Source organism: Streptomyces sp. NPDC058662, from assembly GCF_042716255.1.
Classification (GTDB): Bacteria; Actinomycetota; Actinomycetes; order Streptomycetales; family Streptomycetaceae; genus Streptomyces.
The window spans coordinates 118358-142363 of the sequence record NZ_JBHXRU010000003.1; the positions used below are offsets into that span (position 1 = coordinate 118358).

Genomic DNA, 24006 nt, shown 5'->3' on the forward strand with positions numbered 1-24006 from the left:
CACGCGCTGTACCTTCGCGCCACCTGCGCCGTCGGCGGCAGGGCGAAGTGTCTGCGTCCGCCGGACGACCGGGACAGGTTGCGGCAGACATGCTCAGGCGTCACCCCGTCACAGCAAGAGAAGGAGCACCACGATGTCCGTCCGTCGTCTGCTTGCCGCCACCGCGGCCGCCCTGATCGTGAGCATCGGCCTCGCCGCACCGGCCGCGCACGCCGCGGTACAGCCTGCCGCCGCCGGCTTCTACGACTTCAGCCTCGGACGACTCGGAGCCACCACGGGCGCCCTGGCAGGGCTGGCCGGCGTGGTCATCGGCGGACTGACCCTGGCCCGCCCCGCAGGCCGTCCCGGTGCTGCCAACCGATCACTCGTGGCCATAGCGGCCGGGCTGGTCGCCATGGCGCTCGGCGGACTCGTCGCGGCCACCGCCGACCACGGGATCGGCACCGGCAACGGACGCGGCGGCGCCTACGTGGCCCTACTGGTGGGGTTGATCGCCGCGGCCGTCGGAGGGCGGGCACTGGCCCGCACCCGCGCCGCGTCGGCGTGAACGGTCGGTGCGGCACGGGGGCGGCGGTGGGGATCGGGGGTCAGAGGGTGCGGCGCATGCAGACCCGCGGCCAGCGGTCCAGGCCGTGCGCGGTCTCGGCCGCGCGGATCTCCAGCAGCCCCGGGGTCAGCTCCTCCCCGCCCAGAGTCCGGAAGCCGCAGCGCGCCGCGTAGTACGGCGCGTTCCACGGCACGTCGGTGAACGTGGTCAGGGTCAGGGCGCGTACGCCCTCGCGTACCGCGTGGTCGGCCAGCCGGTCGATCAGAGCCCGGCCGACGCCCCGGCGGGCGCTGCCCGGATCCACCGACACCTGCTCGACGTGCAGAGCGCCGTCCACACGGTCGGCGATCAGGTACCCGACCGGGCTGTCGGCGGCGTCGACCGCGACCCAGGCCAGACCGGACCGCACATAGCGCGCGAGTTCGTCGAGGGGGAGCGGGTCGTCGTCGGCGACCTCCGCCATGCCGACGTCGCGGAAGCACAGCCCTGCCGCCCGCTCGATGTCCTGGAGTAGGTGCAGCTCATCGGCCCGCGCCGCTCGTATCCGCATGCCCGCATTGTGCGAGATCCGGACCCGCCGCGCCGGGCTATTTCCGGTCGACGCGCACCGGACCGGGCCCGTACGCCCTGACGCGGGCCTCGGCCCGCGTCAGGGCGGGTCCAGGGTGACGCGGGCCAGCACCGGGAGGTGGTCGCTTCCGGTGGCGGACAGGGTCCGGACGTCCCGGACGGCGGCCGAACGGGCCAGGACATGGTCGATCCGCGACAGCGGGAACGACGCGGGCCAGCTGAAGGCGAACCCTCCTCGGGGCGCGCCCGTCCGCGAGGTGACGGGCGCCAGCCCGCGGTCGTCGAGCGTGCTGTTCAGGTCGCCGAGCAGGATCACCCGCTCCAGCGGCTCGGCGGCGAGGGCCGCGCCCAGCATCCGTGCGCTCTCGTCCCGGGGGCCGGAGCCGAAGCCGGCGGGGCCGAGGCGTACGGAGGGCAGGTGGGCCACGTACACGGCGACCTCGCCCCGCGGTGTGCGCACGGTGGCCCGGAGGCCGCGGTTCCAGCCCTCGTCGAATCCCCGGGGGCGGATGTCCGTGCGCCGGGTGTCCGCCAGCGGGTGCTTCGACCAGAGCCCGACCGTGCCCTCCACCACGTGGTACGGGTAGCGGCCCGCCAGGGCCGCCTCGTACACCGGCAGCGCGGATGGCGTCAGCTCCTCCAGGGCGACGAGGTCCGGTGCCGGGGCGGTCAGGGTGCGGGCGGTGCCGGCTGGATCGGCGTTCTCGTCGCTGACGTTGTGCTGGACCACCACGAGGTCCGGCGCACCGGGATCCGCGGGCAGCAGCATCGCGCCGAAGAGGAAACTCCAGGCCGTCGCGGGCAGCAGTACGGCCACCAGCGCGAGAGCCGACCGGCGCACCAGCGCCGCGGCCAGCAGGGGCACCACGGCCAGCCCGAGCCACGGCAGGAAGGCTTCCAGCAGACTGCCCGGGCGGCCCGGGGAATTCGGCACGGCGCCGTGGAACGCCAGCAGTCCCGCCGTCAGTACGGCGAGCGCCGCCGGCACCCGCCCGCGCGCGCCCCACCCGGCCCCACCGCCCACCCGCTCCACCACGTCCCACCCGTTCGTTCGCCTCGGACCCTGGGGTCAGCCGTCCCGCAGCGATGAGCACGACGTGCCCGGTACGACGCGCAGGGCGGCGCGGGGGTTCCCGCTGGGCGGGGCCGGTGTGGTGGGCGGGGCCGGTGTGCGCGGGGCGGCGGTGCGGCAGCGTGGCGGGACCGATCCGCTGCTCCGGGGGCCGGTCGGCTCGCTCCCGGGCCGGTCGGCCGCTTCCGGGGCGGTCGCGCGGACCGCCCGGCGCGGCCTCTCACCGGCCGGCCGTTCAGCGGCACCCGCCGCGGCGAATCCGTCTGCGCCGGATCAGGACACCGGCGGCGGCGCCGGCCAGGGCGGTGGCCGCCACGCCGGCGGTGGTCCACCAGACGGCCTGGCCGGAGGATGCGGAGGCGGACTCCGCGTCCTGCGACGCGGTGGCGGACGGAGACGAGGGCGACGACGGCGACGAGGGCGACGACGGCGACGCGGACGCGACCGGCGACGAGGGCCCGGCCACCGGGGGAGCCGTGGCCGCACCGGTGCCGGGTGGGGTGGCGCCCGGCGGTGCCGGGTCCACCACGGGCACGGCGACTTCGAGTTCACCGTGTCCGAGAGCCGGGAACCCCACGTCGACGCCGACCTTCCATATCCCGGGCGGCAGCACTTCCGTGGTCGTCCAGCTCGCCGGGGACGCGGCGCGGTCGCGCACCAGGCGCCAGGGCCCGAGTGTGCGGGACCCGTCGACGCTCACGGCGTTCACGGTGGCCGCGACGGACTCCTCCACGGCGTCCCCGTCGTTCTCCCAGGTGACGTCGACGGTGACACGGCCCTCCCGTTGCCCGGTCACCACCACTTTCACGGTGTCGCCGTGGGCGTGGACGGGGGTCGGGGCCAGGAGCAGCAGGCCGACTGCGGCCAGGACGGTCGAGAAGGCGATTCGTATGCGCATCGTCGCGGTTCTCCGGTCGGTCGAGGTGGGAGGGGTCCGGCGCACGGCCGCGTGGCGCGACCGTCCGCCGGGGTGGTGCACGCACATGTCGTCAGGCCGTCACGGCGTGGCGCCGTCACGGCGCCACGCCGTCGAGCGGCCGGACGGGCGGCCGGTCAGCCGGCCTTCTGGACGTTCCACAGCTGCGCCGGGCGGCCGTCCGCGCGCTGGAGGTCCAGCAGCCAGGTCCCGTAGTACGGGCGGCTGCTGACGGTGAGGGCGAAACTGCCCCCGGGATCCGTGACGGTCATGGCGCCGCCGCGGGAGGTCAGTCGCCAGGCCTGGGCGCCGTTGGAGCCGCAGGGCTGCTGCGCGACCCACATGCCCGCGGCCGGAGTACCGCCCGGCTGGAGGCACTTGCCGGAGACGGCGGACCGGATCCGGACCTGCCCGCTGCCCGCGTCGTCGAAGAACCACTGCTGCTGCGCGTACCCGTTGGCGCGGCCGCCGACGAGCACCGCGCCGTCGCCGGTGCGGCCGCCCCAGACCTCGGCGGCCATGCCCGTGCTGCCGTTGCCGAGCAGGTAACGGGTGCCGGGGGTCGTCGCGCCGCCTCCGGTGCCGGCCGTGCGGAACGACGTGGCCTTGCCGGGCCCGCTGTCCTTGCCGGTTCCGTAGCGGACGGAGACGGTGACCTTGTACGAGGTGTCGGGCCGGAGGTTGTAGACGCGCAGCGCCGTCGACTGGACCCAGGTCAGGTGCTTGCCGTCCAGGACGACCTGGTACCAGGCGGCGCCCTCGACCTTGGGCCAGCTCAGTACGGCCGAGTCCGAGCGGATCTGGTTGGCCGTCACGGCCGGGCCGCCGGTGGGCTGCTTGGTCGGACCGGGAGTGGGCTTGGCGGTCGGCTTGGTGGTCGGAGTCGGGGAGGGGTTGGGACCGGGGTCCGTGCCGCCACCGCCGCCCTTCGCGCGCATCAGGAACTGGTTGTCCGCGATGTTCCAGTGCGTGGCCAGGTAGCTGCCGGACTTCGGACTGGTGTGGAAGTAGTCGTCGTGGTTGCAGTCGAGGATGTTCTCGGCGGCCTGGTTGGTGCAGATGCTGCGCATCTTGGGGTAGTACGGGGAGTCCGAGTAGCACATGACGTCGTACTCGTCGGTGCAGTGCGCGCCGCGGCTGGTGTTCGGGGCGCTGTTGTTGACGGCGCCGAGGTTGTGTCCCAGTTCGTGCGCGGCGGTGTGGCCGCCCCAGCAGCCGGAGTCGGTGCGCCCGTACGAGGGCCCGAAGTTGCTCAGGTTGGCCTGACCGGGGCGCTCGTCGCCGTTGAACGTGCCGATGCCGCAGTAGACCTGCGAGTCAGCGAAGATCATGTACTTGCGGTCGCGGCGGTCCAGGCCCTTGGCGGCGAGTGCGCGGTTGGTCGCGCTGAACTCGCCCATTGCCGCGTCGGGAAGCTCGATGTTGAGCACGGTCGGGGTGCAGTCGGCGGCCGTCACGTAGCGGATGTGCCGCACGCCGCCGGTCTCCTGGGCGCTGGCCGAGTAGATGAGGTCGGCATCGGCCGCCCACTTGCGGAAGGACGCGACGTACTCGGAGTACCGGTCGCGGCCCGGGCCGTGGATGTAGACGACCTGGACGCGGTTGCCGGTGCTGCCGTCGCCTTCGCACTGGACGGTCTGCCCGGCGGGGCCGGCGGCGACCGCCTGGCCCTGGGCCGCGGCGGCCGGGGCCGGCTCGGGGGCGGTGGCCGCGGCGCTGCCGGCGTCGGCCGCGGGCGCGTCCTGAGGACGCCCGCCGCCTTCCGTGGTGGCCGGGTCGTCGGTCGCGGGCCGGGCCGGGTCGGCGGCGGGCGCCGTGGTCTTGACCGCCGGCGGGATGTCCTTCTTGATGTCGACGCCCTTGGGCGGGGCGTCGGGGCCGTGCGTGCAGTGCCCGGCGTCGGTACGGAACACCCCGACGCAGGGGTCGCCCTTCGGGGCGGCCTGGAGGCCGTTGTAGACCATGCCCCGCGCGTCCTCGTTGGCGGGCGCGGCCGCGACGGGTTCGGGCTCCTGGTCCCGTGCGGGCGCGGCGGCCGGGGCGGCGGCCTCCGCCGCCTGGACGGGAGCCACTGCCTGGGCGTCGTCGCCGAGTCCGGAGTAGGCGATACCGGTGGCGATCACCGCCGCCGTCGCCATGGCGGCGGTGACGAGTATCAACCGCCGGGGCTTGCGGCGGTGTTCACGCCGTCTGCGACGTCCTGTCATGGGCACCTCAAATCGAAGTCGGATAGGTGGGTGCGCGGAAGCCTGCCAGACGAATGCGCCGGAGAATTCGGACAAAGAGGGGTGTGGTCCGAGATATCGTTCCGTTACCTGTGTGCATAATTTGACGAACCATCAATATGCAGCAAAATCAAGGTAGTTACGCGCGTCGCGCATCAATGGTCCAGGCCTTTTCGAACCGGTTGTTATCAAATCGAGATAAGCTTTGAGGCTTATTGACGGGAATTCAGTCAGGGATTCACCTATTTATCACCTGTCGAATTCTCTTCGTCACGAGCTGTGAGGAACCGAGCCCTCCGGTGCGTGCCGCAGGGCTCCACGGGACCGGACTCCGCCTCCCGGGCACGGTGTTGGCGCGCCCGGTGCTCCATCGCCTGCCCGGCCGCCGCCCGCCGCCCGCCGCCCGCCCGCCGTGCAGCGGTCCGCGCCTCGGCGCCCCGCGCCGCCCGCGCCGCGGAACCGGTGAAGTCGCCGATGTGCGCGCCCCGGGTCCGCCGCCACCGTGTCCCTACCGCCGACTCACGCGGCGGTAGCCACCCGGTGCGCCCGACAGCCGGGGACCGCGGTACCCGATCCCCCCGCCGGCGTGGCTCCCCCCACCACCGAGAGGACCCCCTCGTGCGACACCTCCCCCTCCTCCCGCGCCGCCGGGCCACCGCGAAGTTCCGCTCGCGCACGGTCCGTACGGGCCTGGCCTCCACCCTGCTGGCCGGCGCCCTGTGCACCGCGCTGATACCGAGCGCCCACGCCGCCGACAACCCGTACGAACGCGGACCCGCCCCCACCGTCGCGAGCATCGAGGCCTCCCGCGGCACCTACGCCGTCGGCCAGGCCACCGTCTCCTCGCTGAGCGTCTCGGGCTTCGGCGGCGGCACCATCTACTACCCGACCGCCACCGCGGACGGCACCTTCGGGGCCATCGCCATCTCGCCCGGCTTCACCGCCAGCCAGTCCACCATCGCCTGGCTCGGCCCCCGCCTCGCCTCACAGGGCTTCGTCGTCTTCACCATCGACACCAACTCCCGCTACGACCAGCCTTCCAGCCGCGGCGAGCAGCTCCTCGCGGCGCTCGACTACCTGACCGGGAGCAGCGCCGTCCGCACCCGCGTCGACAGCACGCGGCTCGGCGTCATGGGCCACTCGATGGGCGGCGGCGGCGCCCTGGAGGCCGCCAAGACGCGCCCGTCGCTGCAGGCGGCGATCCCGCTGACCGGATGGAACACCGACAAGACGTGGTCCGAGGTGCGGACACCCACGCTGGTGGTGGGCGCCGACGGGGACACCATCGCCCCCGTCTCCTCGCACTCGGAGCCCTTCTACACCTCGCTGCCCAGCACCCTCGACAAGGCGTACCTGGAACTCAACGGCGCCACGCACACCACGCCCAACACCTCGAACACGACCATCGCCAAGTACAGCCTCTCCTGGCTCAAGCGGTTCATCGACAACGACACCCGTTACGAGCAGTTCCTCTGCCCGCTGCCGCGACCGAGCCTGACCATCGAGGAGTACCGCGGCACCTGCCCGCACACCTCCTGACACCCGCCGGCCGGTCGCCGGTGGCAGCGGCGGGGACGCCCGCGATGCCGCCGGCGACCGCCGTACGCGGGTACGCCCTGTACCGCCGCACAGCGGAGGGCCGCTCCCGTTGGGAGCCGGTCCAGCGTGTCCGCGGCCGCCGAGGTACGTGCGGACGCGAGACTTCCGGGCCCGGTTACGCGCCCGTAACGTACACGGCCGTGACCTCATCGACGACCGTGCGCAAACCGCTCACGCTCTACGGCCGCAGTGGCGAACTGGCAGCTTTGGACTCCATGTTGAGCCGCCTGAGACACGGCTGCGGCAGCACGCTCGTCCTCGGGGCTGCGCCCGGCCTGGGCCGGACGGCCCTCGTGCGGCACGCCGTGGACGGCTACCGCGACGGGCCCGTCCTGCACGCCCGCGCCGCGCCCGCCGAACAGCCGCTGCCGTACAGCGGTCTGCACGCCCTGCTCTGCTCGGCTCCCGACCCGCTCCCCCCGCGGGCCGCCGACGTCCTGCGCCCGGACCTCGCGCCCACCGCACTCCTCGGCCTGCTCCACACCCTCGGGCAGCGCCGTCCGCTACTGGTCTGCGTCGACGACGCCCACCTCTGGGACCGCGCCTCGCGGGCCGCGCTCGGCTTCGCCGCCCGTCGCCTCGACCCGGGCCGCGGAGTCTGCCTCCTGATCACCGAAGGCCAGTACCCGGAAGCGGACGACCACTTGGGCGGCCTGGAGCGCCTCCGGCTGGGCCCGCTCGACGAACAGGCCGCCACCGCCCTCGTCGACCGGCTGACCGACGGGCGAACCGCCCCCGCCGTACGGGAGGAGCTGCGGCGCGAGGCGGCCGGGAATCCGACGATCCTCAGCGCGGCGGCCGCACGGCTCACCCCGGACCAACTGGCGGGCCGCGCCCCTCTTCCGCGCCCCCTGCCGGGGACCGGGCGTATACGGGAGGCCTACACCGCCCTCCTCGACAGCCTGCCCGGGGACACCCGCCTGCTCCTGCTGTTCGCCGCCGCCGCGCAGGAGCACGAACCCCACGGCACCGGCGCGGACGCGGCGCTGCTGACCCGCGCCGGGCAGGCGGCGGGGCTCGACCCCGGCCGCCTGGAACCCGCCGAGCGGGCGGGCGCCGTGCACGACGACGGCGCACGGGTCCACTTCGCCCACCCGCTGCTGCGCGCCGCGCTGCTGCGCGGCGTCCCGGTCGCCCGCCGCCGCGCCGCGCACCTCCTGCTGGCCGCGCTGCTCGACGGCCCCCACCGCGCACTTCCGCGCCTCGTCCAGCAGGCCTGTGCCGCGGACGGCCACGACCCGGCGCTGGCACGGGCGCTGGTACGGGCCGCCGTCGCTCCCCGGCCGCACGCGGAGCGGTCCGTCGCGCTGGCCCGCTCCGCGCTGCTCTCCGCTGATGAGACCCTGCGCGGCGCCCGGCTGGCCGCCGCGGCGGAGCAGGCCTGGCACGGCGGGGACCCGGGACGGGCCCGTGACCTCCTGGCCCAGGTGCGCGCCGTACCGGCGCCCGGGCACGCCCACTACGTGCGCGGGCTCCTCGCCCTGCGCGACGGGCCGGCCGCCGACGCCCTGGAAGCGCTGCTCACCGCGTCGGCGCTGCTGGCCCCGTACGACGCCGAGCGCGCCGTGCAGGCCCTGCTGGGCGCGCTGGAGGCCGCGTGGGCGATGGGGGACGTGCCCGCCTGCCTGGACGCGCTCCGCCGGATACCGGCCCCGCAGCCCGACCCGGCGCTGGAGCGGTACCGGACCGGGCTGTGCGCGGTCCTCGGTGGCGGGCCGCGCGGGGAGGGCCGGGACCTGCTGCGCGTCCGGCCCGGCTCCGAGACCGCCGCCGATCCGGCCGCCCTGCTGCGTACGGCGGGAGCAGCGCTCGTCCTCGGCGAGATCGACACGGCGTGCCGGACGGGGGCCAGGGCGCTGGCCGCCGTCCGCGTCCACGGACCGGAGTCCCTGCTGCCGCAGGCGCTGGAGCACCTCGCGTACGCCGAACTGCGGGCAGGCCGGCACGCGCGCGCCCGCGCCCACGCCGAGGAGGGACTGCCGGCCGCCCACCGGCTGGGCCAGCGCAACAAGGCGGCGCACCTGCACGCCGTGCTGGCCCTCGCCGCGTCCGTCGAGGGCGGTGCGGCCGCGTGCGCCGAGCATGCCGGGGCCGCGGCGTCGGTCTCCGGTCCGCACGGCCTCGCCCAGGCCGCCACCCTGGCCACCTGGGCGCTGGCCCGCGCCGACCTGGCCGAGGGGCGGTCCGCCGAGGCCGCCGCCCGGCTCCGGCCACTGGTCGCTCCCGGGCCCCTGCGCGGGCACTTCGCGGCCCGGATGCTGCTGGTGCCCTGCTTCGTGGAGGCCGCGGCGCTCGCGGGCCGCGGGGCCGGGACCGCGGCGGCGGCAGCGGCGGTCGAGGAGTTCGCGCGGTGGGCGGCCGCTACCGCGGACCCCCAGGCCCCCGCCCAGCTCGCGCGGTGCCGGGCACTGCTGGCTCCCGCCCATGAGGCGGCCGCCCGCTACCAGGAGGCACTCGGCCACCACGCCGCCGCGGGCGGTGACTTCGAGGGCGCCCGCACCCGGTTGCTCTACGGGCAGTGGCTGCGCAGGCAGCGCAGGACGAGGGAGGCGCGCGGCCCCCTGCGGGACGCGCTGGTCGCCTTCGAACGCTGCGGCGCCCGCGTCTGGGCCGAGCGGGCCGCGGGGGAGCTGCGGGCCGCGGGTGAGGCGGTGCCGGTGGAGGGCGGTCCCGGGCCGCTGGACCAGCTGACTCCGCAGCAGCAGCGCATCGCCCGGTGCGTGGCGCAGGGCGCGACGAACCGGGAGGTGGCGAGCCGGCTCTCGCTCAGCCCCCGTACCGTCGACCACCACCTGCGGAACGTCTTCGCCCTCCTGGGCGTGCGCTCGCGGTTCGACCTGGCCCGCTTGCTGGATCGCGCGTCCGCGGACCCGGCCGGGACGGAGCCCGTACCCGGGTCCGGGGCGGGCGCGGCCCGGCGCTGAGCGCCGCCCGCGGCGCCGCGCGCGGCCCCGTACCGCGGAGCGTCACTGCTCGCCGAGGGCCATCCACTTCCCCGGGTGCGCGAGCGGGGTGAAGCCGACCTGGGCGTACACCTCGTGGGCGTCGGCCGTCGCCAGCAGGATCCGCCGCAGCCCGTACGGTTCGAGGTGCTCGCGCACCGCCCGGGCCAGTGCCGTACCGAGGCCCTTGCCGCGGGCGTCGGGGGCGATGAACACGTCGCAGAGCCAGCCGAAGGTGGTCATGTCCGTGACCACGCGGGCGTAGCCGTGCTGGGCGCCCGAAGCGCTCTCGTACACACCGAAGTTCAGCGAGTGCGCGATGGCCGAATCCTGCTTCGCGCGGCTGCGGCCGAGGGCCCAGTACGAGTCCTCGGAGAGCCAGCGGTGGATCAGGGCGGCGTCGAGCCGGGCCGGGTCGGTGGAGATCTCGTACCCGGCGGGGAGGTCGTGGTCCATGCCGTGATCCAAGCAATCCGGACGCCCTCGCGGCCAGCGGTTTTCAGCGGGGGCGGTGCGGGCTGCCGGGGGCACTCACGCGACGCGTCCCGGCGGGATCGCGGACGGCGGGGCCGCGTCCGCGCCGCGGTCCCCGGCCCCCCGGTCGCCGCGGGGAGCGCGGTCGCCGCGCCGGTGCCCTCCTGGTGGAGAGGTGTTTTCCGGCGCCCCGAAAAGCGCCGTTCCTTGATCAAGAATCCCATTCGAACGAAGGTGTTGTGACGCGTGTCTCCGTTCGATACGATCGCCCCCTCAGCGGCCGTAAGTCCATATATTTCAGGGGGCATTGTGGGTGCGTCCGCGTCAGAATTACCGTTAGAGCGGGATTCTTGATGGGTGAGGCCGAGGAGAAATTAAGACCTTCCGGCCCTGAATTACCCTTAAGCCCATCCCCTTCTTCCTCCCCGTTACGCAGACGAGATTTCTGCCTCTTCTGGACAGCGGGCGCCGTCGACGGTCTCGGCACCTGCGCCTCCTCCCTCTTCCTTCCGCTGATCCTGCTGGGCGCCGGCTATTCGGCCGGGCTCGCCGGACTCGTCGCATCAGTGGCACTCGTCAGCGGACTGGTGGTCTCGCCCGTCGCGGGCGTGCTGGCCGACCGGTGGCCGCGCAAGCCGATGATGTACACGGCCGCCCTGGTCGCCGCGGGCGCCATGGGGTCGCTGTTCGCGGCCGTGGCCCTCGGCCGTGTCGTCCTCGTCCACGTACTCCTCGCGGCCGTGGTCGAGCAGGCGGCCGGCGCCACCTACGCCGCGGCGGCCTCCGGGGCGATCCGGCGGCTGCTGCCACCCGGTGAGTACGCCCGGGGCATCGCGTACCTGCAGGCTCGGGACCAGGCGGTGCAGATCGTCGGGCCGACGCTGGGCGGTGTGCTCTACCAGCTGGCCCGCTGGGTGCCGCTGCTCGCGGACGCGCTCTCGTTCCTCCTGGTGGCGCTGCTCAGCAGAGCGATCCGTACGGACCTGACGCCCGAACGGGAGGGCCCGCCCGCGTCCTTCGCCCGTGACCTCGCCGAGGGGCTGCGCTTCGTGTGCGCGGAGCCCTTCCTGCGCTTCGTGGTGGTCTGGACCGCGGGGATCAACGCCCTGCTCGGCGCGCTGTACTACCACGCCGTGTTCGCCTCCCACGCCCAGGGCGCCAGCCCCTCCTCGATCGGGCTCATCCTCACCCTGGCCGGCGTCGGCGGGCTGCTGGGCGCACTCGCCGCGCCCTGGCTGGTGCGGCGGGTCCCGGCGGCGCGGATCGTGACGGGCGCGTCCTGGGCCATGGTGCCGACGGCGGCCGGGCTCGCGTCCGCGTCCGGGACCTGGGCCTACGGGCTGCTGCTGGGCGGCGTGTCGCTGATCGTGCCGTCCGTCGCGGTCGTACTCCAGACCCGGGCGGTGCTCATCACCCCCGACCGGCTGCTGGCCCGGATGGGGACGGTGCTGGGCACCGCCGGACAGGCCGTCGCCGTCCTGGCGCCCGTGGCGGCGGGGGTCCTGGTGGCGGCGTACGGGGGCCGTACGGTGGCGCTGGGCTGCGCGGGCGCGTTCGCCGGGCTGGCGCTGTACGCGACCGCCAGAGCCGGGCTCGTGGTCCGGGAGGCGCCGTGACGCCGGCGCAGGCGAAGGCGGCCGCGCGCGCCTACGGCGTGTACCGGCCCGTGCTGCCCGTGATCAGTCCCCGCGACCCGGACCGGATGGTGTACACCGGGGACGCCGACGGCCGGTGCGAGATCTTCGCCTGGGACCGCTCCACCGGCGTCGAACGGCAGTTGACGAACCGTCCGCACGGCACCCTGCTGTGCGCCGTCGACGACGACGAGGCCGTGTGGTGGTTCGACGAGGACCGCGGCGGCAGCGGCTGCTGGCGCACCCAGGACTTCGACGGCGGCCCGGACCGGCCTGCGCTGGCCGGGGTGCCGTACGGGCGGCCCGCCGGGCTGGCGCTGGCGGCCGGTGGCGCGGTGGCCGTCGGCATCCGGAGCCCCGAGGGACTCACCGTGCACACGGGGCGGCGCGGCGGCACCGGCACACCCGTCCTGCGCACCAACGAACCCGGCGCCCTGTGCGACCTGGCGCCCGACGGCGGGCTGCTGGCCCTCTCCGGACCGGCGCACTCCGACCGCGCCGTGACACTCCTGACCCCGGACGGCACCGTCGTCGCGGTGCTCTCCGGCACCAGGGAGCGCACCTGGGCGCTCGGCTTCGCGCCCCCCGGCGAACCGCTACCCCGTACGGGGGCGCCGTCCGGACCGGGACCCGTGCCCGGCCGCCGCCTGCTGCTGGTCATGCGCGAGCGGGCCGGCCGCTACCACCTCGGCACCTGGACCCCCGAGCGCGGGCTTGAGCTGCTGCCCTGGTGCTCGTTCGACACCGAGACCACCGCCCGCTGGTACCCCGGCCCGGGCGCGGCGCGGGTCCTCCTCCGGCAGGACCGGCACGGCCGCAGCCGGTTGTTCACCGCCGACCTGGACCGCCGCCGGCTGACACCGGTGCCCACCCCGGAGGGCAGCGTCCTCGACGCCTCCGCGGCCGCCGACGGCGACGTGCACTTCATCTGGACCGACGCGGTGAACGTGCCGCGCGCGCTGTCCCTGTCGGGTGCGCCCCTGCCCGGGCAGAGCCAGTGGCGCCTGCCCCGGTTCGGCCACCGCCAGGACCTGTGGACGGCCGGGCCCGACGGCCCCGTGCACACCTTCGTCACCGCACCCGCCGACCGCCCCGCGCCGCACCCGCTGGTCTTCCTCGTCCACGGCGGCCCGGCCGACCACGACCGCGACGCCTACGACCCCATGGTGCAGGCCCTCGTCGGCTCGGGCTGTGCCGTGGCCCGCGTCAACTACCGGGGCTCGACCGGCTACGGGCCGCGGTGGCGCTCCGCCCACTCCGAGGGCGTCGGCCACACCCAGGTCGCCGACCTGGTGCGGGTCCGGGCCGACCTGCTGGACCGGGGGATCGGCCGCGAGGGCGCCGTGGGCCTGTGCGGGACGTCGTGGGGCGGCTATCTGACGCTTCTGGCCATGGGAACCCGCCCCGACCTGTGGGACGTGGGGGTCGCCGTCAAACCGCTCGCCGACTGCGCCACGGCGTTCCGGCACTCCACGCCCGCCCTCCAGGCGCTGGACACCGCGCTGTTCGGCGGTACCCCGGACCAGGTGCCCGAGGCCTACGCCCACGCCTCCCCGTCCTCGTACGCCGCCGCCATCCGGGCCCCGCTCCTCATCGTCGCCGCGCGGCGGGACGCCAAGTGCCCGCCGGAGCAGATCGAGGCGTACCTGGCCGTGCTGCGCGCGGGCGGTGTGGCCCACGAGCTGATGTGGCTGGACTCGGGCCACGACGGCTACGACGGCGCCGACCACCTGGCCGTGATCCGGCGCTCCCTCAGATTTCTCGGCCGCGGGCTGCCTCAGGCGCCCGCGACGGCCGAGCCGTCCCCGGACCCGGAGAGGAGGTGAACAGCATGCAGAAGGACATCATCCACGGCGACCCGCTCGCGGGCGACGAGGAGAGCCGCAAGCCGGGCGTCGGTGTCGTCGTCTACCTCCGCTCCGCGGAGGAGATGGAGGACGAGGACAAGTAGCACCGAGGGGCCGGTCCCGCACTCCGTGCGCGGCCGGCCCCGACCGGTCCGGGCGTGCCGCGACGGCGCCCCCGGCCGGATACCCGACCGACGACCGACTTGCACCGATCACATGATCAGATGAGAAGAGGCCAGCCGTGCGCGTACTCCTGGTGAACATGCCGTGGGCCCCGATCGATCTCCCGTCGCTGGCTCTCGGAATTCTCAAGCGCAGTGTCGACGAGCGCGTTCCGAACGGAACAGCGGACGTCCTGCACGCCAATATCGACTACGTGGACTGGATCACCAAGAACACGGAATTCACTTTGGAGGACTACTCCTATTACGCGCTCGGCTCCTATTTCATGGGATGCGGCGACTGGGTCTTCTCCTCCGCTCTCTACGACGACCCCCAGTGGCGGGTCGCCGAGTTCACCGAAGCGATGAGCAGCCGGGTGCGCGGGCCCCGCATGGAGATGACGAAGGCGCTGCACGTGACCGCGCCCGATTTCGTCCAGCACATCGCCGAGCGCATCGTGGAACTCGCCCCGGACGTGGTGGGCTTCACCTCGACGTTCCAGCAGAACACAGCCGCCCTGGCAGCCGCCAAGTACGTCAAGCGCCTCGCCCCGCACATCGCGACGGCCATGGGCGGCGCCAACTGCGACGGCAAGCAGGGCGAGAGCGTCCACCGCAACTTCCCCTTCGTCGACTACGTCCTGCGCGGCGAGGGCGAGGTGTCCTTCCCCGCCCTGCTCAGGGCACTGGACGAGGGCGAGGAGCTGTCCGGGGTACCCGGGCTGTGCTGGCGCGACGCGGACGGCGCCTCCGTGGTCAACGCCATGAGCACCAAGCCGCTGCCGCCCGCCTCGATCCTGCCGCCGGACTACACCGGGTACTTCGAGCGGCTCGCCTCCTCCCACGCACGGCACTGGGTCGAGCCCAAGCTGGTGGTCGAGGGCGCGCGGGGCTGCTGGTGGGGCGAGAAGCACCACTGCACCTTCTGCGGGCTCAACGGCTCCTTCATGCAGTTCCGCAGCAAGAGCCCGGACGTGTTCTACGACGAGATCATCGAACTGGCGCGCAAGCACCGGGTCCTGGACATGTACGTCGTCGACAACATCCTGGACATGGGGTACGTGAACACGGTGCTGCCGCGCATCATCGACAGCGGGTACGACCTGCGCATGCACATCGAGATCAAGTCCAACATGCGCCGCGGGCAGCTCCAGACCCTCGCCGACGCGGGCCTGATCTTCGTCCAGCCCGGCATCGAGAGCCTCAACAGCCGGGTGCTGACCCTGATGGACAAGGGCGTGACCGGGGGCCAGAACGTCCGGATGCTGCGCGACGCAGCGACCGTAGGCCTCTCGGTGGCCTGGAACTACCTGCACGGATTTCCCGGCGAGGACGCCGAGGACTACGACGATGTGGTCGCGCAACTGGCCGCCCTGGAGCACCTCAACCCGCCCGTCGGCCCGTCCTCCCGGATCGCCATCGAGCGGTTCAGCCCGTACTTCAACAAGCCCGAGCTCGGATTCTCCGAACTGCGCGCCGCCGAACCGTACCGGCTCATCTACGACCTCCCCGACGCCGAGATGTTCGACCTGGCGTACGTCTTCGACGTGCCGCCGCGCGGGATCAGCGAGGACGTCGTCCGCCGCCTCGACGAAGGCATCTCCCACTGGAGGCGGAACTACGCCGGCAGCCGTCTCACCCACTGCGACATGGAGGACAGGATCGTCCTGGTCAGCAAGCGCCGGGCCTTCGACTGGACGCACCTGGAACTGACCGACCCGTTCGAACTGGCCCTGTTCCGCCTGCTCGACCAGCCGCACACGGTGAAGGCGGCCGCCCGCAAGCTGCACGGGGACCACCAGGTGGGCGAGGACGCGCTGCGGACGGTCCTGACGCGGTGGCGGGCCCTCGGGGTGGTCTTCGAGGACAGCGGGCAGTTCGTGCAGATCGCACCGCCCGCGCTCAACGAGGAGTTCCTGCGGATCGACTTCATGCGGCACACGTCCGCGCGCGACACCGAACTCGCCGCGACGAACGCCTGACGACCGACCGCCAGACAGAGAGACGACGATGACTCCAGTACGCACCGGCCCCGCGGCCTTCACGGTGACCGCCTCACGGGACTACGACCCCGAGGTGGGCGCACTGCCCAGCATGTCCCTGGGCCGCTACGAGATCGACCTGCCCGGCGGCGAGGCCGCCCGGCGCCTCTTCGCCGCCGGCGCCCGGCACGTCACCCTTCCCCGACCGGTCGACGTCACCGACCCCGCCGACGCCGCCTGGGCGGTCCGGGCGCTCAGCTTCGTGGGCGACCTGTCCAGCCTCGCCGTCTCGGTCGACTGGCAGCTCCACACCGGGCCGGACGCCGACGCCTGGCGCCACTACGGCCACCTCCACCCCCCGACCGCCGTCCTCGGCACCGCCGACCCGGCCGCGACGGCGCTGGCCTGGCGCACCACGTACTACATCTGCAAATGCGTCTACCGGTACGGCCCGGGGTTCATCCAGGTGCGCGACCGGCGCTACGGCGAGCTGCGCCGCTTCACCATCGACGAACCGGAGTACCGCGAGGCGATCGAGGCCCTCACCGACGGCGCCCGCGTGGACGCGATCCCGCGGCCGATCCTGGACGACCTCATGGGCGAGACCCTCGTCCTCCGCCTCGGCGACCGCCTGTGGTGGGCCCCGTACAAGGTCCGTCGCTGGTCGGAGGCACCGCTGGTGATCTGATCGGCGGCCGCCCTCAGATGTCCAGGACGATCGCGTAGGCGAGGAAGAACAGGGCGCAGGCCACCGCGAGCACCCAGATCACCACCAGGGGCCCCTTGGACCAGCCGCGGGTCAGGGGGCGGTACGGGCCGGTTCCGGAGCCGGTGCTGGACTCGCCGGCCGGCGTCTCGCCCGGCGGCACGCCGCGCTCCTCGGGCCGCTGGAACGCGCTGCTCGATTCTCGGTCGGGGCTCGGTACGGACATCTCTGGCCTCCTCGCCCGGAGCCGGGTCCGCCGCGCGGGCCTCTCGGCTCGGCCACCGGGATCGTCCGGCCCCTACCCAGCCCCCGGCCGCCCATACCTCGGCCGAACGCGGCGGAAGGACGGCGGAGGGGCGGCGGAGGACGGCGGGACCGCCGGGACGCCGCGCCACGGTGTCCCGCGGCATCCGGGGCCCGCGCCGCGCCCCGGCCGCCGCTTGCGGGGCGGCGGCGGCCGTCCCATAGTCCGAGGTATGGACGCGCGCGAGGAAGCGCTCCGACAGGCGTACGGCCACGCCGTCCGCTGGCTGGCGAGCCTGTCCGACCGCCCGGTGGAGGGCATTGAGGATCAGCAGGCCGCCCGTGAGAGCGGGAACCGCCCACTGCGTGTAAGAAAGCTGACGTTCAGCTTTGACCGTGTCGTAGGGGCGGCCTTCGGCGTCTTCTGCGTCTTGGGGGAGGCCGACGGAGACCAGCTCGATCTTCCTTCCCAGCGTCCGGGCGTATGCGGTGACGGCGAGAGCGGCCCCGGTGAGGACGGTCTTAGCCAAGGGGGAGGCGGCGACACCTTGCTGGGTGGAGACACGGGCAGCGTTGGCGCCGAGCATTGCGCCCGCGCCGACCAGGTGCATGCCGATCGCGGCAGCGCTGACCGGTGTCCACCTCGCCCAGCCGGAGCTGGCGAGTGCCGCGTTCTCTCTCCATGACCTGGGATTGTGTTTCACTGCGGTTGAGGCCGACCGCGCCCATCAGTGAACCGCCGAACCAAGCGGCGAGCCCGACATCGTGGAGGCTGCGCAGGACTGTGTTGCGTTCGGACGTCATGTGGCTCCTTGCGGCACCCGGCGGGGACGCCGTCGTCCATGAAGCGGCGCTGCTGCCACCGTCCATCGCGGATGCCGCCGGCGGCCAGCGGAGCTGCTCCGAACGCATGAGCAACGGGAGGTACGAGCGGCGGGGCGCGCGGGGCGGAGGAGAGCGGGGGCGTCGGTCCTACCGCCGTACCGTGTCGCAGCTGGGGTCAAGGTCGGTGGGGTCGGGGAGCCTGAGGCGCGCTGCCTGCCGTCATGTCGGCCGGTCGATCGTGCCTCGGCTGTATCGGCAGGTCCGTTCGTAGGAGACCAGCGCTCCGTCCGGATCCAGAGCGACTTTGTAGCTGGCCATGACGCTGGTCGTGTCGGGGATGCGTTCCAGTTCCACCACTTCCACCTGCGCCTGCCAGCCGTCCTCCGTCGGTTTGAGGGACGAGACGGAGTCGGGGGTCCGGCCCAGGAGTTGAGCCAGCTGCCCGGCGGCGGAGCGCATCGCCGAAGCCGCGCCGGGAACTCCGCCCTTCCGCTTGGGGGAGGCGCGCCGCAGGGTCCTGTCCTGCGTCTCGACGTCTTCCTCGGTCGGGCGGGGACGGGCTCTGCGCGGTGGTGCCGGTTTTGCGGCCATCGGTCGCTCCGCTGGGGGATTGCCGCTTGCGGAATCTACAATTCCACCATAGGGAAATATGTTCCGTATCGGGGGTAGGCGGCATACAGGCCGCCTGAGCGGGGCGTACTTCGGCCGGCGCCATCAAGACAGCAGTCGGCACATCCGCAGACCCACCCAGACGGTGTCCTGGGCAGCGTCATACAGCCCGCAAGCACCCTGGTGAAGGGACAGCAGCTCATGCAGGACTCGACCAAAATCGCGCTCGCGGCCGCCGTGGCCGGGGGCTATGTACTCGGACGGACAAAGAAGGGCCGCCTCGCGTTCACCGCGGCGACCTACCTTGCCGGCCGTCGTTTCGGGCTTGAGCCCGGCCAGCTCATGACGCAGGGCCTCACCAAGCTGAAGGAGACGCCTCAGTTCGCCGAGATAAGCGACCAACTTCGCGGTGAAGCCCTGGATGCGGGCAAGAAGGCTCTGACAGCTGCGGCCAACCGCAAGCTCGCCGACCTCGCCGGCTCGCTGCACCAGCGGACCTCCGAATTGGGCAGCGCCGGCGCAGCCGAAGATGAAGAGGACCAGGAGGAGCCTGAGGAATACGAGGACGAAGAAGAAGCCGAAGCGGAAGGCGAGGACGAGGACGAGGAGGGCTACGAGGAAACGGAAGAAGAGGGCTACGAGCCCGCGGCAGACGAGGAGGAGGAAGAGGAGGAAGCTGAGGACGGCTACGAGCCCGAGGAAGAGGAGCCCGAGGAAGAAGAGGAACCTGAGGAGGAGCCCCCGCCTCGCAGGCGCGGCCGGCCCCCGACCCGGACCAGGGCTACCCAGGACGCACCCGCGCGCAGGGCGCGCCGCGCGGCTCCCGCAGAGCCGCCGCACCCGGCTCGGAAATCCGCGGGGAAGAAGACCGCTGCGAAGACGACGAAGACCCCGTCCAAGCCCGCAGCCGCGAAGAAGACAGCGACGAAGGCCCCGGCGAAAAAGACCGCGGCGCGCGGTCCGGCGAGCAAGACAGCCGCCAAGAAGACCGCAGCGCGCACTCCGGCACGCAAAACGGCAGCCAAGAAGACTGCGGCGAAGAAGACGCCGGGCCGCAAGCCGTCCACGCGGAGGTAGGTCATGACGAAGTCAGACCGCGCCAGCGCACAAGAGCCCAAGTCCGGGCTCGACCAGCTGCTCGAAGAGTTGACCTCGTTCCTGGGAGCACAGGCCGGGCAGCTCGCGGACAAGGCCACGGACAAGCTGGGGGAGGTCACCGACCAGCTCCAGGACGTCGCGCAAGGCAGCGGAAAGCTGTCCGACGTCGTCGGCATCGGGGGGCGGATGCTGCAGGGCGACTCGCCCTTCAAAGCGATGATGGGCCAAGGTTTCAGCGGTCTCAAAGACAAGGTGACCGATGCCGCCTCGCAGCTGTTCGGCAAAGGCAAGAAGGGCCGCAAGAGCGGCGGCAAAGTCATCAACATCGTCGAGTTCCTCGATGTCGGCTTGCCGCTGCGCACCGTGTACGACCACTGGACGCAGTACGAGGACTTCAGCGGCTTCGCCAAAGGTGTACGCGACGTCTCCCGCAACGATGACACCACCAGCGACTGGAAAGTCAAGGTCGGACCGTCGACACGCGGCTGGAAGGCCACCGTGCAGGAGCAGGTACCGGACGAGCGGATCGTGTGGACCTCCGAAGGCCCCAAGGGCACCACACGCGGCTGCGTCAGCTTCCACGAGCTCAGTCCGACGCTGACCCGCATCGTCGCGGTCGTCGAGTACTACCCCTCCGGACTCTTCGAAAAGACCGGCAACCTGTGGCGCGCCCAAGGCCGACGCCTGCGCTTGGACCTCAAGCACTTCCTTCGGCACGTCTCACTCACGACCGACGAGGCGGAGGGCTGGCGCGGCGAGATCCGTGACGGCGAAGTGGTCCGCACACACGAAGAAGCACTGGAAGAAGAGGGCGAAGCGGACGACGAAGACACGGATGAGGAGGAAGGCGAATACGAAGAAGAAGGGGCGGAGTACGAGGAGCCTGAGGAGGGCGAAGAGGACGAAGAGGACACCGGGGAGTACGCCGACGGCGCGGACGAGGAGGAGTACGAGGACGAAGAGGTCCCCGAGGACGAGCACGAAGACGAGGGAGCCCCCGAAGAGGACGACGAGGACGAAGCAAGCCGTCCGCGCCGATAGCCGCACATGGTCGCCGAGAAGGGCCGACGTGAGACGTCGGCCCTTTGCTATGGCTTCCCAGGAGATCCCCCGGGAGGGGGTGGGCTCCAAGGTGTGGGGTCAATGCTTGAGTGTGTCCTTGACCTTCTGCATGGTCTGCTTCGCATCACCCGCCATCTGTTCGCGGGCCCCCTTCGCCTCCAGACTCTCGTTACCGACAGCCCGACCGGTGGTTTCCTTCAGCTTGCCCTTGGTCTTCTTGGCTACGTTCTTGACCTTCTTGCCAGCCGCCATCTCTGCCACCTTCCACTAGGCCACCCAAAACCCACCCCAAAATGGCTACTAAGCGAATTATCCCCCAAAACAGACCCGGCCTTCTCCGCTGGGATGAAGCCACTACTCTGCGTTCTAGCCATCCGGGGGCGGCGCATTGGAAACTCACAGCGCGGGCCCTCCGACCCCAGTGGCTGCTTCTGTCTCGGCCACGTTTGCGGTGAGCTGTCCGCGTCCGCGGCAGCGGGTTCCGGGACGCTTTCCAGGGGCAGTGGGTGGGGCCGGCGGCGCAACATGTTGAGGCAGCGGTTCGTCACGATGCGGTACATCCATGTGCTGAACGAGGCGCCGTGGCGGAATTTCGGCAGCTGCCTCCAGGCGCTGAGGAAAGCGTCCTGGACCGCGTCCTCGGCGTCTGCCGAGCAGATGCTGGGCGAGGGCGAGCAGACGGCCGCTGTGTCGGCGTGCTGGGTCCTGCGGGAACTCCACGACCTGCACTACGAAGAAATCGCCCACATGGGTCAGCAGCGAACAAGCGGTGCACGACAGACTATCCCGCGCGCCAAAAGCCGCTGCCACCGCAAGGGGGGACCGGTGCACTGACGCGACGGTATGGGTAAACGACATCAGAGCGTCGGTCACGGCCGGACGTGCGGCAAACGAGCACAGCGTGCTCTTCGGTGGGGGTGAGGCCGCTCGGGCGACGCCTTCCAGCTTGGCGGGGGAGTCACGCATCATGCTCAGCGCGGTGTGAGAACAACGCAGGTGAGGCGGCTTATCCGTACCGGCCAAATGGCCATACGACACTCGCCATGGCCACGCACCGGCCTGTCAGCCTGCACCGCGGCTCCTGACCTGCTGCTCCGCCGGGGCGTCGTGTTCCGGGGCTATGCGCCAGCGGGCTTCGCAGAAGGAGTAGAGGCCGAACAGCAGAAGGCCCACCGCCGCGGCGATCAGCAGCACGGGCCCGGCAGGCGTGTCAGCGAACGAGCGCAGCGTCTCGTCCAGGCCCTTTGCCTCGCTGGCGTCGAAGCGCACCGCGGCCAGGAGAACGAACAGGCCGGTCGCCACCGCGACCACCCCGCACGCCACGCCGCCGATGATGCCCAGAGCCGCGACGATACGCCGCGTCGTCTGGCTCATCCGCTCCGTGCGGAGGTTCTTCTCGAACTTGCGCATCAGGCTGCGCACCACGATCACCACGCCCACGATGGCCAGCACGGCCCCGAACACGCCGACGAGTACCCGGCCATAGGGCCATTCCAGCACGCGCGCGGTGTAGTCCTTCGACGACTCGTCACCGCCGCGGGCCCCGCCGGACCCGCCGACCAGCGCGGTCTGCACCACGCCGATACAGATCACCAGGTAGAAGACGGCCAGCCCCAGGGAGCCCAGGCGCCGGGTCCACTTGTCACCGCCTTCCGTCGCCTGCCCGAAGGCGGCCTCGGAAAGGCGCCACAGCGCCATCGCCGCCAGCCCCACCACCAGCGCCCACAGCAGCACCTGGCCGTACGACTGCTCACCGATGGTCCGCACCGCCCCGGACCGGTCGGCCTCCTTGTCACTGCCGCCACCGAAACCGATCCGCACGGCGAGAAGCCCGACCAGAACGTAGATCACTCCCCGGGCACAGAGCCCGACCCTGGAGGCAACCTCCATGGCGCGGCTGTCAGCCACACGCTGCCCCCGGGTCTTGGCCTGGGCGCCACCGTTGTCGATCGCCATACCTGGCACCTCCCTGTGCGCTACCGAGGTCGACACGGCGCGATAGTCAGTGCGCGCTGGAAGGCGTTCTCGCCACGGCCTGCGAGATGCGCCCCCTGGCTCGGCCCACACCGCACCAGGGCGGCTCCCGCGGGCGGGACGCGGCGGCGACCGGTCACAGCGGCTCCTTCCACCATGGCACCAAGCAGCGCACCCGACCAGTGCAGCCCCTTTCGCTTCTCCCGCTTCGGCTCTCCCCGGGGCAATGGGCTCGACTCCTGAACCGGGACGGGACCGGCAGGCTTTGGCGACGGCCGGGGTGATCGCGGAGAGCACCTTGGGCGCGGGCAGCAGCGAAAGGGTCCACGCGGAGAGGAGCTTGCGGGGCCGCCGGGACCGGTCCAGAGGGCAACAGCCTCGTCCTTCGCCCCGGCGGCGACGTAGGCGTGGGCTGAGGCGACGAGCCGCTTCGGGAAAGACCAGGTGTCCCCGGCCGGGCGGCGGACCGATTCGAGCAGGTAGTGCACTCCGGCCGAGGCGTAGGCCAGCAGCATGCGGCCGGTGCCGTCGCTGCCGACCACCGGTTCGCTGGGCCAGGTGTGCGCGGCGAGCTGGGGGTGATCGGTCCAGGTACCCAAGTCGGCCTCCCACTCGGCCATGCCGTCGCGCCATACGAGGAAGACGTCCCCGTCCACATCGAAGACCGGCCGGTGCACCCGATGCCGCATTGCCCGCCTGCTCATCCAGCACCTGGAGCACCACGGCGTGGACTGGGGGGCCGGTGAGAGCTCCCTGCTCGGACTGTGCGAGACGCAGTGGCTCGACGTGAAGGGGGGCCCGTACCAGCTTGCGAACCCCAGGTCGGTCGAGGAGCTCGCGAAGGACGTCGCGGCCTTCGCCAACGGCGGCGGCGGGCTCATCGTCATCGGCATCGCCACCCGCCTTGAGCACGACGAAGAACGTCGAGGTCGACCCGGCCGCAGTGAACGGGGCCCCGGCGTCGTGGCAGCTGCGCCTGCGCAATGACGACAGCGGCCAGGGCCTGAACGAGATGGGCGCCGCCCTGAAGGCCGGGCGCGGGCACGTCTACAGCGTGAGCGACGAGCCCGGCGCCAAGAGCGTCCTGGCGTTCCTCCCGAGCCACCCCGACGAAGGCGTCGACACACTGGCCCGGGTCCGCACCAGCGAAGGCCCGGACGGTGACGTGGTCTTTGAGCGGTCCGCGGAGCGGCCGATGGGGCTGTGGGCCGAGGCCGGGGAGAACCTCCTGCGGATCGTGCCGTAGCTCGGTCCAGACGCGCCGCCGGCGGACGGAGTCGACGACTGCCTGCTGTGCCCCGGCTGCTACCGGCCCGTCTACGACAGCTCGTCCTCGCACACCCCCATCGGCGCCGGACCGATGCCGGTGATCGGGCTGTGCAGGCTGTGCGCCGACGGCAGCACGCTCCGCTCGCTGCGCCAGGCCGACGTCCCCGTCGACCTTCAGCAGCGCGCCGTCCTCGAGACCGTGGCCGCCGCCATGGCGTAACCGAGCCCCCTGGGCAAGCGGGCCAGCTCGG

General features: G+C 72.6%; 21 protein-coding genes and 1 pseudogene. 12 read left to right on the forward strand and 10 right to left on the reverse strand.

Going from position 1 to position 24006, the window contains the following annotated elements; genetic code table 11:
- Positions 1 to 133: 133 nt before the first annotated feature.
- Positions 134 to 547, forward strand: a complete 414-nt coding sequence (locus ACFWUQ_RS02740) for a DUF6223 family protein (protein WP_384531830.1) — start codon at positions 134 to 136, stop codon at positions 545 to 547.
- Positions 548 to 587: 40 nt separating this feature from the next.
- Here ACFWUQ_RS02740 and ACFWUQ_RS02745 read toward each other — a convergent pair whose 3' ends face one another.
- From ACFWUQ_RS02745 to ACFWUQ_RS02760, 4 genes are all read right to left on the reverse strand, one after another.
- On the reverse strand, positions 588 to 1097 hold the full coding sequence (locus ACFWUQ_RS02745; RefSeq protein WP_384531832.1) for a GNAT family N-acetyltransferase: 510 nt from the start codon (positions 1095 to 1097) through the stop codon (positions 588 to 590).
- Between the two features lie 99 nt (positions 1098 to 1196).
- The gene (locus ACFWUQ_RS02750; RefSeq protein ID WP_384531834.1) at positions 1197 to 2153 is read right to left on the reverse strand and encodes an endonuclease/exonuclease/phosphatase family protein; all 957 of its coding nucleotides are present in this window, start codon (positions 2151 to 2153) and stop codon (positions 1197 to 1199) included.
- A 271-nt stretch (positions 2154 to 2424) separates the two neighbouring features.
- Positions 2425 to 3087, reverse strand: coding sequence for a hypothetical protein (locus ACFWUQ_RS02755; RefSeq protein ID WP_384531836.1), 663 nt, complete (start codon positions 3085 to 3087; stop codon positions 2425 to 2427).
- Positions 3088 to 3242: 155 nt separating this feature from the next.
- Entirely contained in the window at positions 3243 to 5264 is a 2022-nt protein-coding gene (locus tag ACFWUQ_RS02760; RefSeq protein ID WP_384531837.1) for an RICIN domain-containing protein, read from the reverse strand.
- Between the two features lie 684 nt (positions 5265 to 5948).
- On the opposite strand from ACFWUQ_RS02760, the gene ACFWUQ_RS02765 reads away from it, so the two are divergent.
- Both ACFWUQ_RS02765 and ACFWUQ_RS02770 read left to right on the forward strand, forming a co-directional pair.
- Positions 5949 to 6869 (forward strand): alpha/beta hydrolase family protein, encoded by a 921-nt coding sequence (locus ACFWUQ_RS02765; protein ID WP_384531839.1) that lies wholly within the window; start codon positions 5949 to 5951, stop codon positions 6867 to 6869.
- A 200-nt stretch (positions 6870 to 7069) separates the two neighbouring features.
- Positions 7070 to 9853, forward strand: a complete 2784-nt coding sequence (locus tag ACFWUQ_RS02770) for a LuxR C-terminal-related transcriptional regulator (RefSeq protein WP_384531840.1) — start codon at positions 7070 to 7072, stop codon at positions 9851 to 9853.
- A gap of 42 nt (positions 9854 to 9895) precedes the next feature.
- Here the strand turns inward: ACFWUQ_RS02770 and ACFWUQ_RS02775 are convergent, their stop codons facing one another.
- Positions 9896 to 10327: a GNAT family N-acetyltransferase gene (locus tag ACFWUQ_RS02775; protein WP_384531842.1), complete on the reverse strand. Its 432-nt coding sequence runs from the start codon at positions 10325 to 10327 to the stop codon at positions 9896 to 9898.
- A gap of 371 nt (positions 10328 to 10698) precedes the next feature.
- Between ACFWUQ_RS02775 and ACFWUQ_RS02780 the strand changes: the two genes are divergently transcribed.
- The 4 genes from ACFWUQ_RS02780 to ACFWUQ_RS02795 all read left to right on the forward strand — a co-directional run bounded on the left by ACFWUQ_RS02780 (position 10699) and on the right by ACFWUQ_RS02795 (position 16657).
- Positions 10699 to 11961: an MFS transporter gene (locus tag ACFWUQ_RS02780; RefSeq protein ID WP_384531843.1), complete on the forward strand. Its 1263-nt coding sequence runs from the start codon at positions 10699 to 10701 to the stop codon at positions 11959 to 11961.
- Positions 11958 to 13805 (forward strand): prolyl oligopeptidase family serine peptidase, encoded by a 1848-nt coding sequence (locus ACFWUQ_RS02785; protein ID WP_384531845.1) that lies wholly within the window; start codon positions 11958 to 11960, stop codon positions 13803 to 13805. Before ACFWUQ_RS02780 ends, ACFWUQ_RS02785 begins: the two co-directional genes overlap by 4 nt.
- 262 nt (positions 13806 to 14067) lie before the next feature.
- Positions 14068 to 15969, forward strand: coding sequence for a RiPP maturation radical SAM C-methyltransferase (locus tag ACFWUQ_RS02790; protein ID WP_384531847.1), 1902 nt, complete (start codon positions 14068 to 14070; stop codon positions 15967 to 15969).
- Between the two features lie 28 nt (positions 15970 to 15997).
- On the forward strand, positions 15998 to 16657 hold the full coding sequence (locus ACFWUQ_RS02795) for a DUF5825 family protein (protein WP_384531848.1): 660 nt from the start codon (positions 15998 to 16000) through the stop codon (positions 16655 to 16657).
- A 13-nt stretch (positions 16658 to 16670) separates the two neighbouring features.
- On the opposite strand, the gene ACFWUQ_RS02800 is transcribed toward ACFWUQ_RS02795, so the two are convergent.
- Together ACFWUQ_RS02800 and ACFWUQ_RS02805 are read right to left on the reverse strand one after the other, a co-directional pair.
- On the reverse strand, positions 16671 to 16901 hold the full coding sequence (locus tag ACFWUQ_RS02800; RefSeq protein WP_384531850.1) for a DUF6480 family protein: 231 nt from the start codon (positions 16899 to 16901) through the stop codon (positions 16671 to 16673).
- Between the two features lie 1061 nt (positions 16902 to 17962).
- Positions 17963 to 18334: a gas vesicle protein gene (locus tag ACFWUQ_RS02805; protein WP_384531852.1), complete on the reverse strand. Its 372-nt coding sequence runs from the start codon at positions 18332 to 18334 to the stop codon at positions 17963 to 17965.
- Positions 18335 to 18553: 219 nt separating this feature from the next.
- On the opposite strand from ACFWUQ_RS02805, the gene ACFWUQ_RS02810 reads away from it, so the two are divergent.
- Both ACFWUQ_RS02810 and ACFWUQ_RS02815 read left to right on the forward strand, forming a co-directional pair.
- A complete protein-coding gene (locus tag ACFWUQ_RS02810; RefSeq protein WP_384531854.1) occupies positions 18554 to 19429 on the forward strand; it encodes a histone protein in 876 nt (291 codons plus the stop codon).
- 3 nt (positions 19430 to 19432) lie between these two features.
- Positions 19433 to 20491 (forward strand): SRPBCC family protein, encoded by a 1059-nt coding sequence (locus ACFWUQ_RS02815; protein ID WP_384531856.1) that lies wholly within the window; start codon positions 19433 to 19435, stop codon positions 20489 to 20491.
- A 99-nt stretch (positions 20492 to 20590) separates the two neighbouring features.
- On the opposite strand, the gene ACFWUQ_RS02820 is transcribed toward ACFWUQ_RS02815, so the two are convergent.
- From ACFWUQ_RS02820 to ACFWUQ_RS02830, 3 genes and pseudogenes are all read right to left on the reverse strand, one after another.
- A complete protein-coding gene (locus tag ACFWUQ_RS02820; RefSeq protein ID WP_362628303.1) occupies positions 20591 to 20764 on the reverse strand; it encodes a CsbD family protein in 174 nt (57 codons plus the stop codon).
- 197 nt (positions 20765 to 20961) lie between these two features.
- Positions 20962 to 21208, reverse strand: a pseudogene (locus ACFWUQ_RS02825) (RNA polymerase sigma factor); the annotation flags it as partial.
- 366 nt (positions 21209 to 21574) lie between these two features.
- Positions 21575 to 22468 carry a DUF1206 domain-containing protein gene (locus ACFWUQ_RS02830; RefSeq protein ID WP_384531857.1) on the reverse strand — a complete coding sequence of 298 codons (894 nt, stop codon included), beginning with the start codon at positions 22466 to 22468 and terminating at the stop codon, positions 21575 to 21577.
- 636 nt (positions 22469 to 23104) lie between these two features.
- Between ACFWUQ_RS02830 and ACFWUQ_RS02835 the strand changes: the two genes are divergently transcribed.
- The 3 genes from ACFWUQ_RS02835 to ACFWUQ_RS02845 all read left to right on the forward strand — a co-directional run bounded on the left by ACFWUQ_RS02835 (position 23105) and on the right by ACFWUQ_RS02845 (position 23975).
- Positions 23105 to 23473 (forward strand): RNA-binding domain-containing protein, encoded by a 369-nt coding sequence (locus tag ACFWUQ_RS02835; RefSeq protein ID WP_384531859.1) that lies wholly within the window; start codon positions 23105 to 23107, stop codon positions 23471 to 23473.
- Entirely contained in the window at positions 23391 to 23732 is a 342-nt protein-coding gene (locus ACFWUQ_RS02840) for a hypothetical protein (protein WP_384531883.1), read from the forward strand. The genes ACFWUQ_RS02835 and ACFWUQ_RS02840 overlap by 83 nt, the downstream gene beginning before the upstream one ends.
- 120 nt (positions 23733 to 23852) lie before the next feature.
- Positions 23853 to 23975, forward strand: coding sequence for a hypothetical protein (locus ACFWUQ_RS02845; RefSeq protein ID WP_384531860.1), 123 nt, complete (start codon positions 23853 to 23855; stop codon positions 23973 to 23975).
- Positions 23976 to 24006: the final 31 nt, after the last annotated feature.

What these genes read in the sequence shown, in the direction of transcription:
- ACFWUQ_RS02810 (WP_384531854.1), top strand. Translation starts at nt 18,554, where the DNA reads ATGCAGGACTCGACCAAAATCGCGCTCGCGGCCGCCGTGGCCGGGGGC.
- ACFWUQ_RS02795 (WP_384531848.1), top strand. Translation starts at nt 15,998, where the DNA reads ATGACTCCAGTACGCACCGGCCCCGCGGCCTTCACGGTGACCGCCTCA.
- ACFWUQ_RS02800 (WP_384531850.1), bottom strand. Translation starts at nt 16,901, where the DNA reads ATGTCCGTACCGAGCCCCGACCGAGAATCGAGCAGCGCGTTCCAGCGG.
- ACFWUQ_RS02820 (WP_362628303.1), bottom strand. Translation starts at nt 20,764, where the DNA reads ATGGCGGCTGGCAAGAAGGTCAAGAACGTAGCCAAGAAGACCAAGGGC.
- ACFWUQ_RS02740 (WP_384531830.1), top strand. Translation starts at nt 134, where the DNA reads ATGTCCGTCCGTCGTCTGCTTGCCGCCACCGCGGCCGCCCTGATCGTG.
- ACFWUQ_RS02835 (WP_384531859.1), top strand. Translation starts at nt 23,105, where the DNA reads ATGCCGTCGCGCCATACGAGGAAGACGTCCCCGTCCACATCGAAGACC.
- ACFWUQ_RS02775 (WP_384531842.1), bottom strand. Translation starts at nt 10,327, where the DNA reads ATGGACCACGACCTCCCCGCCGGGTACGAGATCTCCACCGACCCGGCC.
- ACFWUQ_RS02780 (WP_384531843.1), top strand. Translation starts at nt 10,699, where the DNA reads ATGGGTGAGGCCGAGGAGAAATTAAGACCTTCCGGCCCTGAATTACCC.
- ACFWUQ_RS02805 (WP_384531852.1), bottom strand. Translation starts at nt 18,334, where the DNA reads ATGGCCGCAAAACCGGCACCACCGCGCAGAGCCCGTCCCCGCCCGACC.
- ACFWUQ_RS02815 (WP_384531856.1), top strand. Translation starts at nt 19,433, where the DNA reads ATGACGAAGTCAGACCGCGCCAGCGCACAAGAGCCCAAGTCCGGGCTC.
- ACFWUQ_RS02755 (WP_384531836.1), bottom strand. Translation starts at nt 3,087, where the DNA reads ATGCGCATACGAATCGCCTTCTCGACCGTCCTGGCCGCAGTCGGCCTG.
- ACFWUQ_RS02745 (WP_384531832.1), bottom strand. Translation starts at nt 1,097, where the DNA reads ATGCGGATACGAGCGGCGCGGGCCGATGAGCTGCACCTACTCCAGGAC.
- ACFWUQ_RS02830 (WP_384531857.1), bottom strand. Translation starts at nt 22,468, where the DNA reads ATGGCGATCGACAACGGTGGCGCCCAGGCCAAGACCCGGGGGCAGCGT.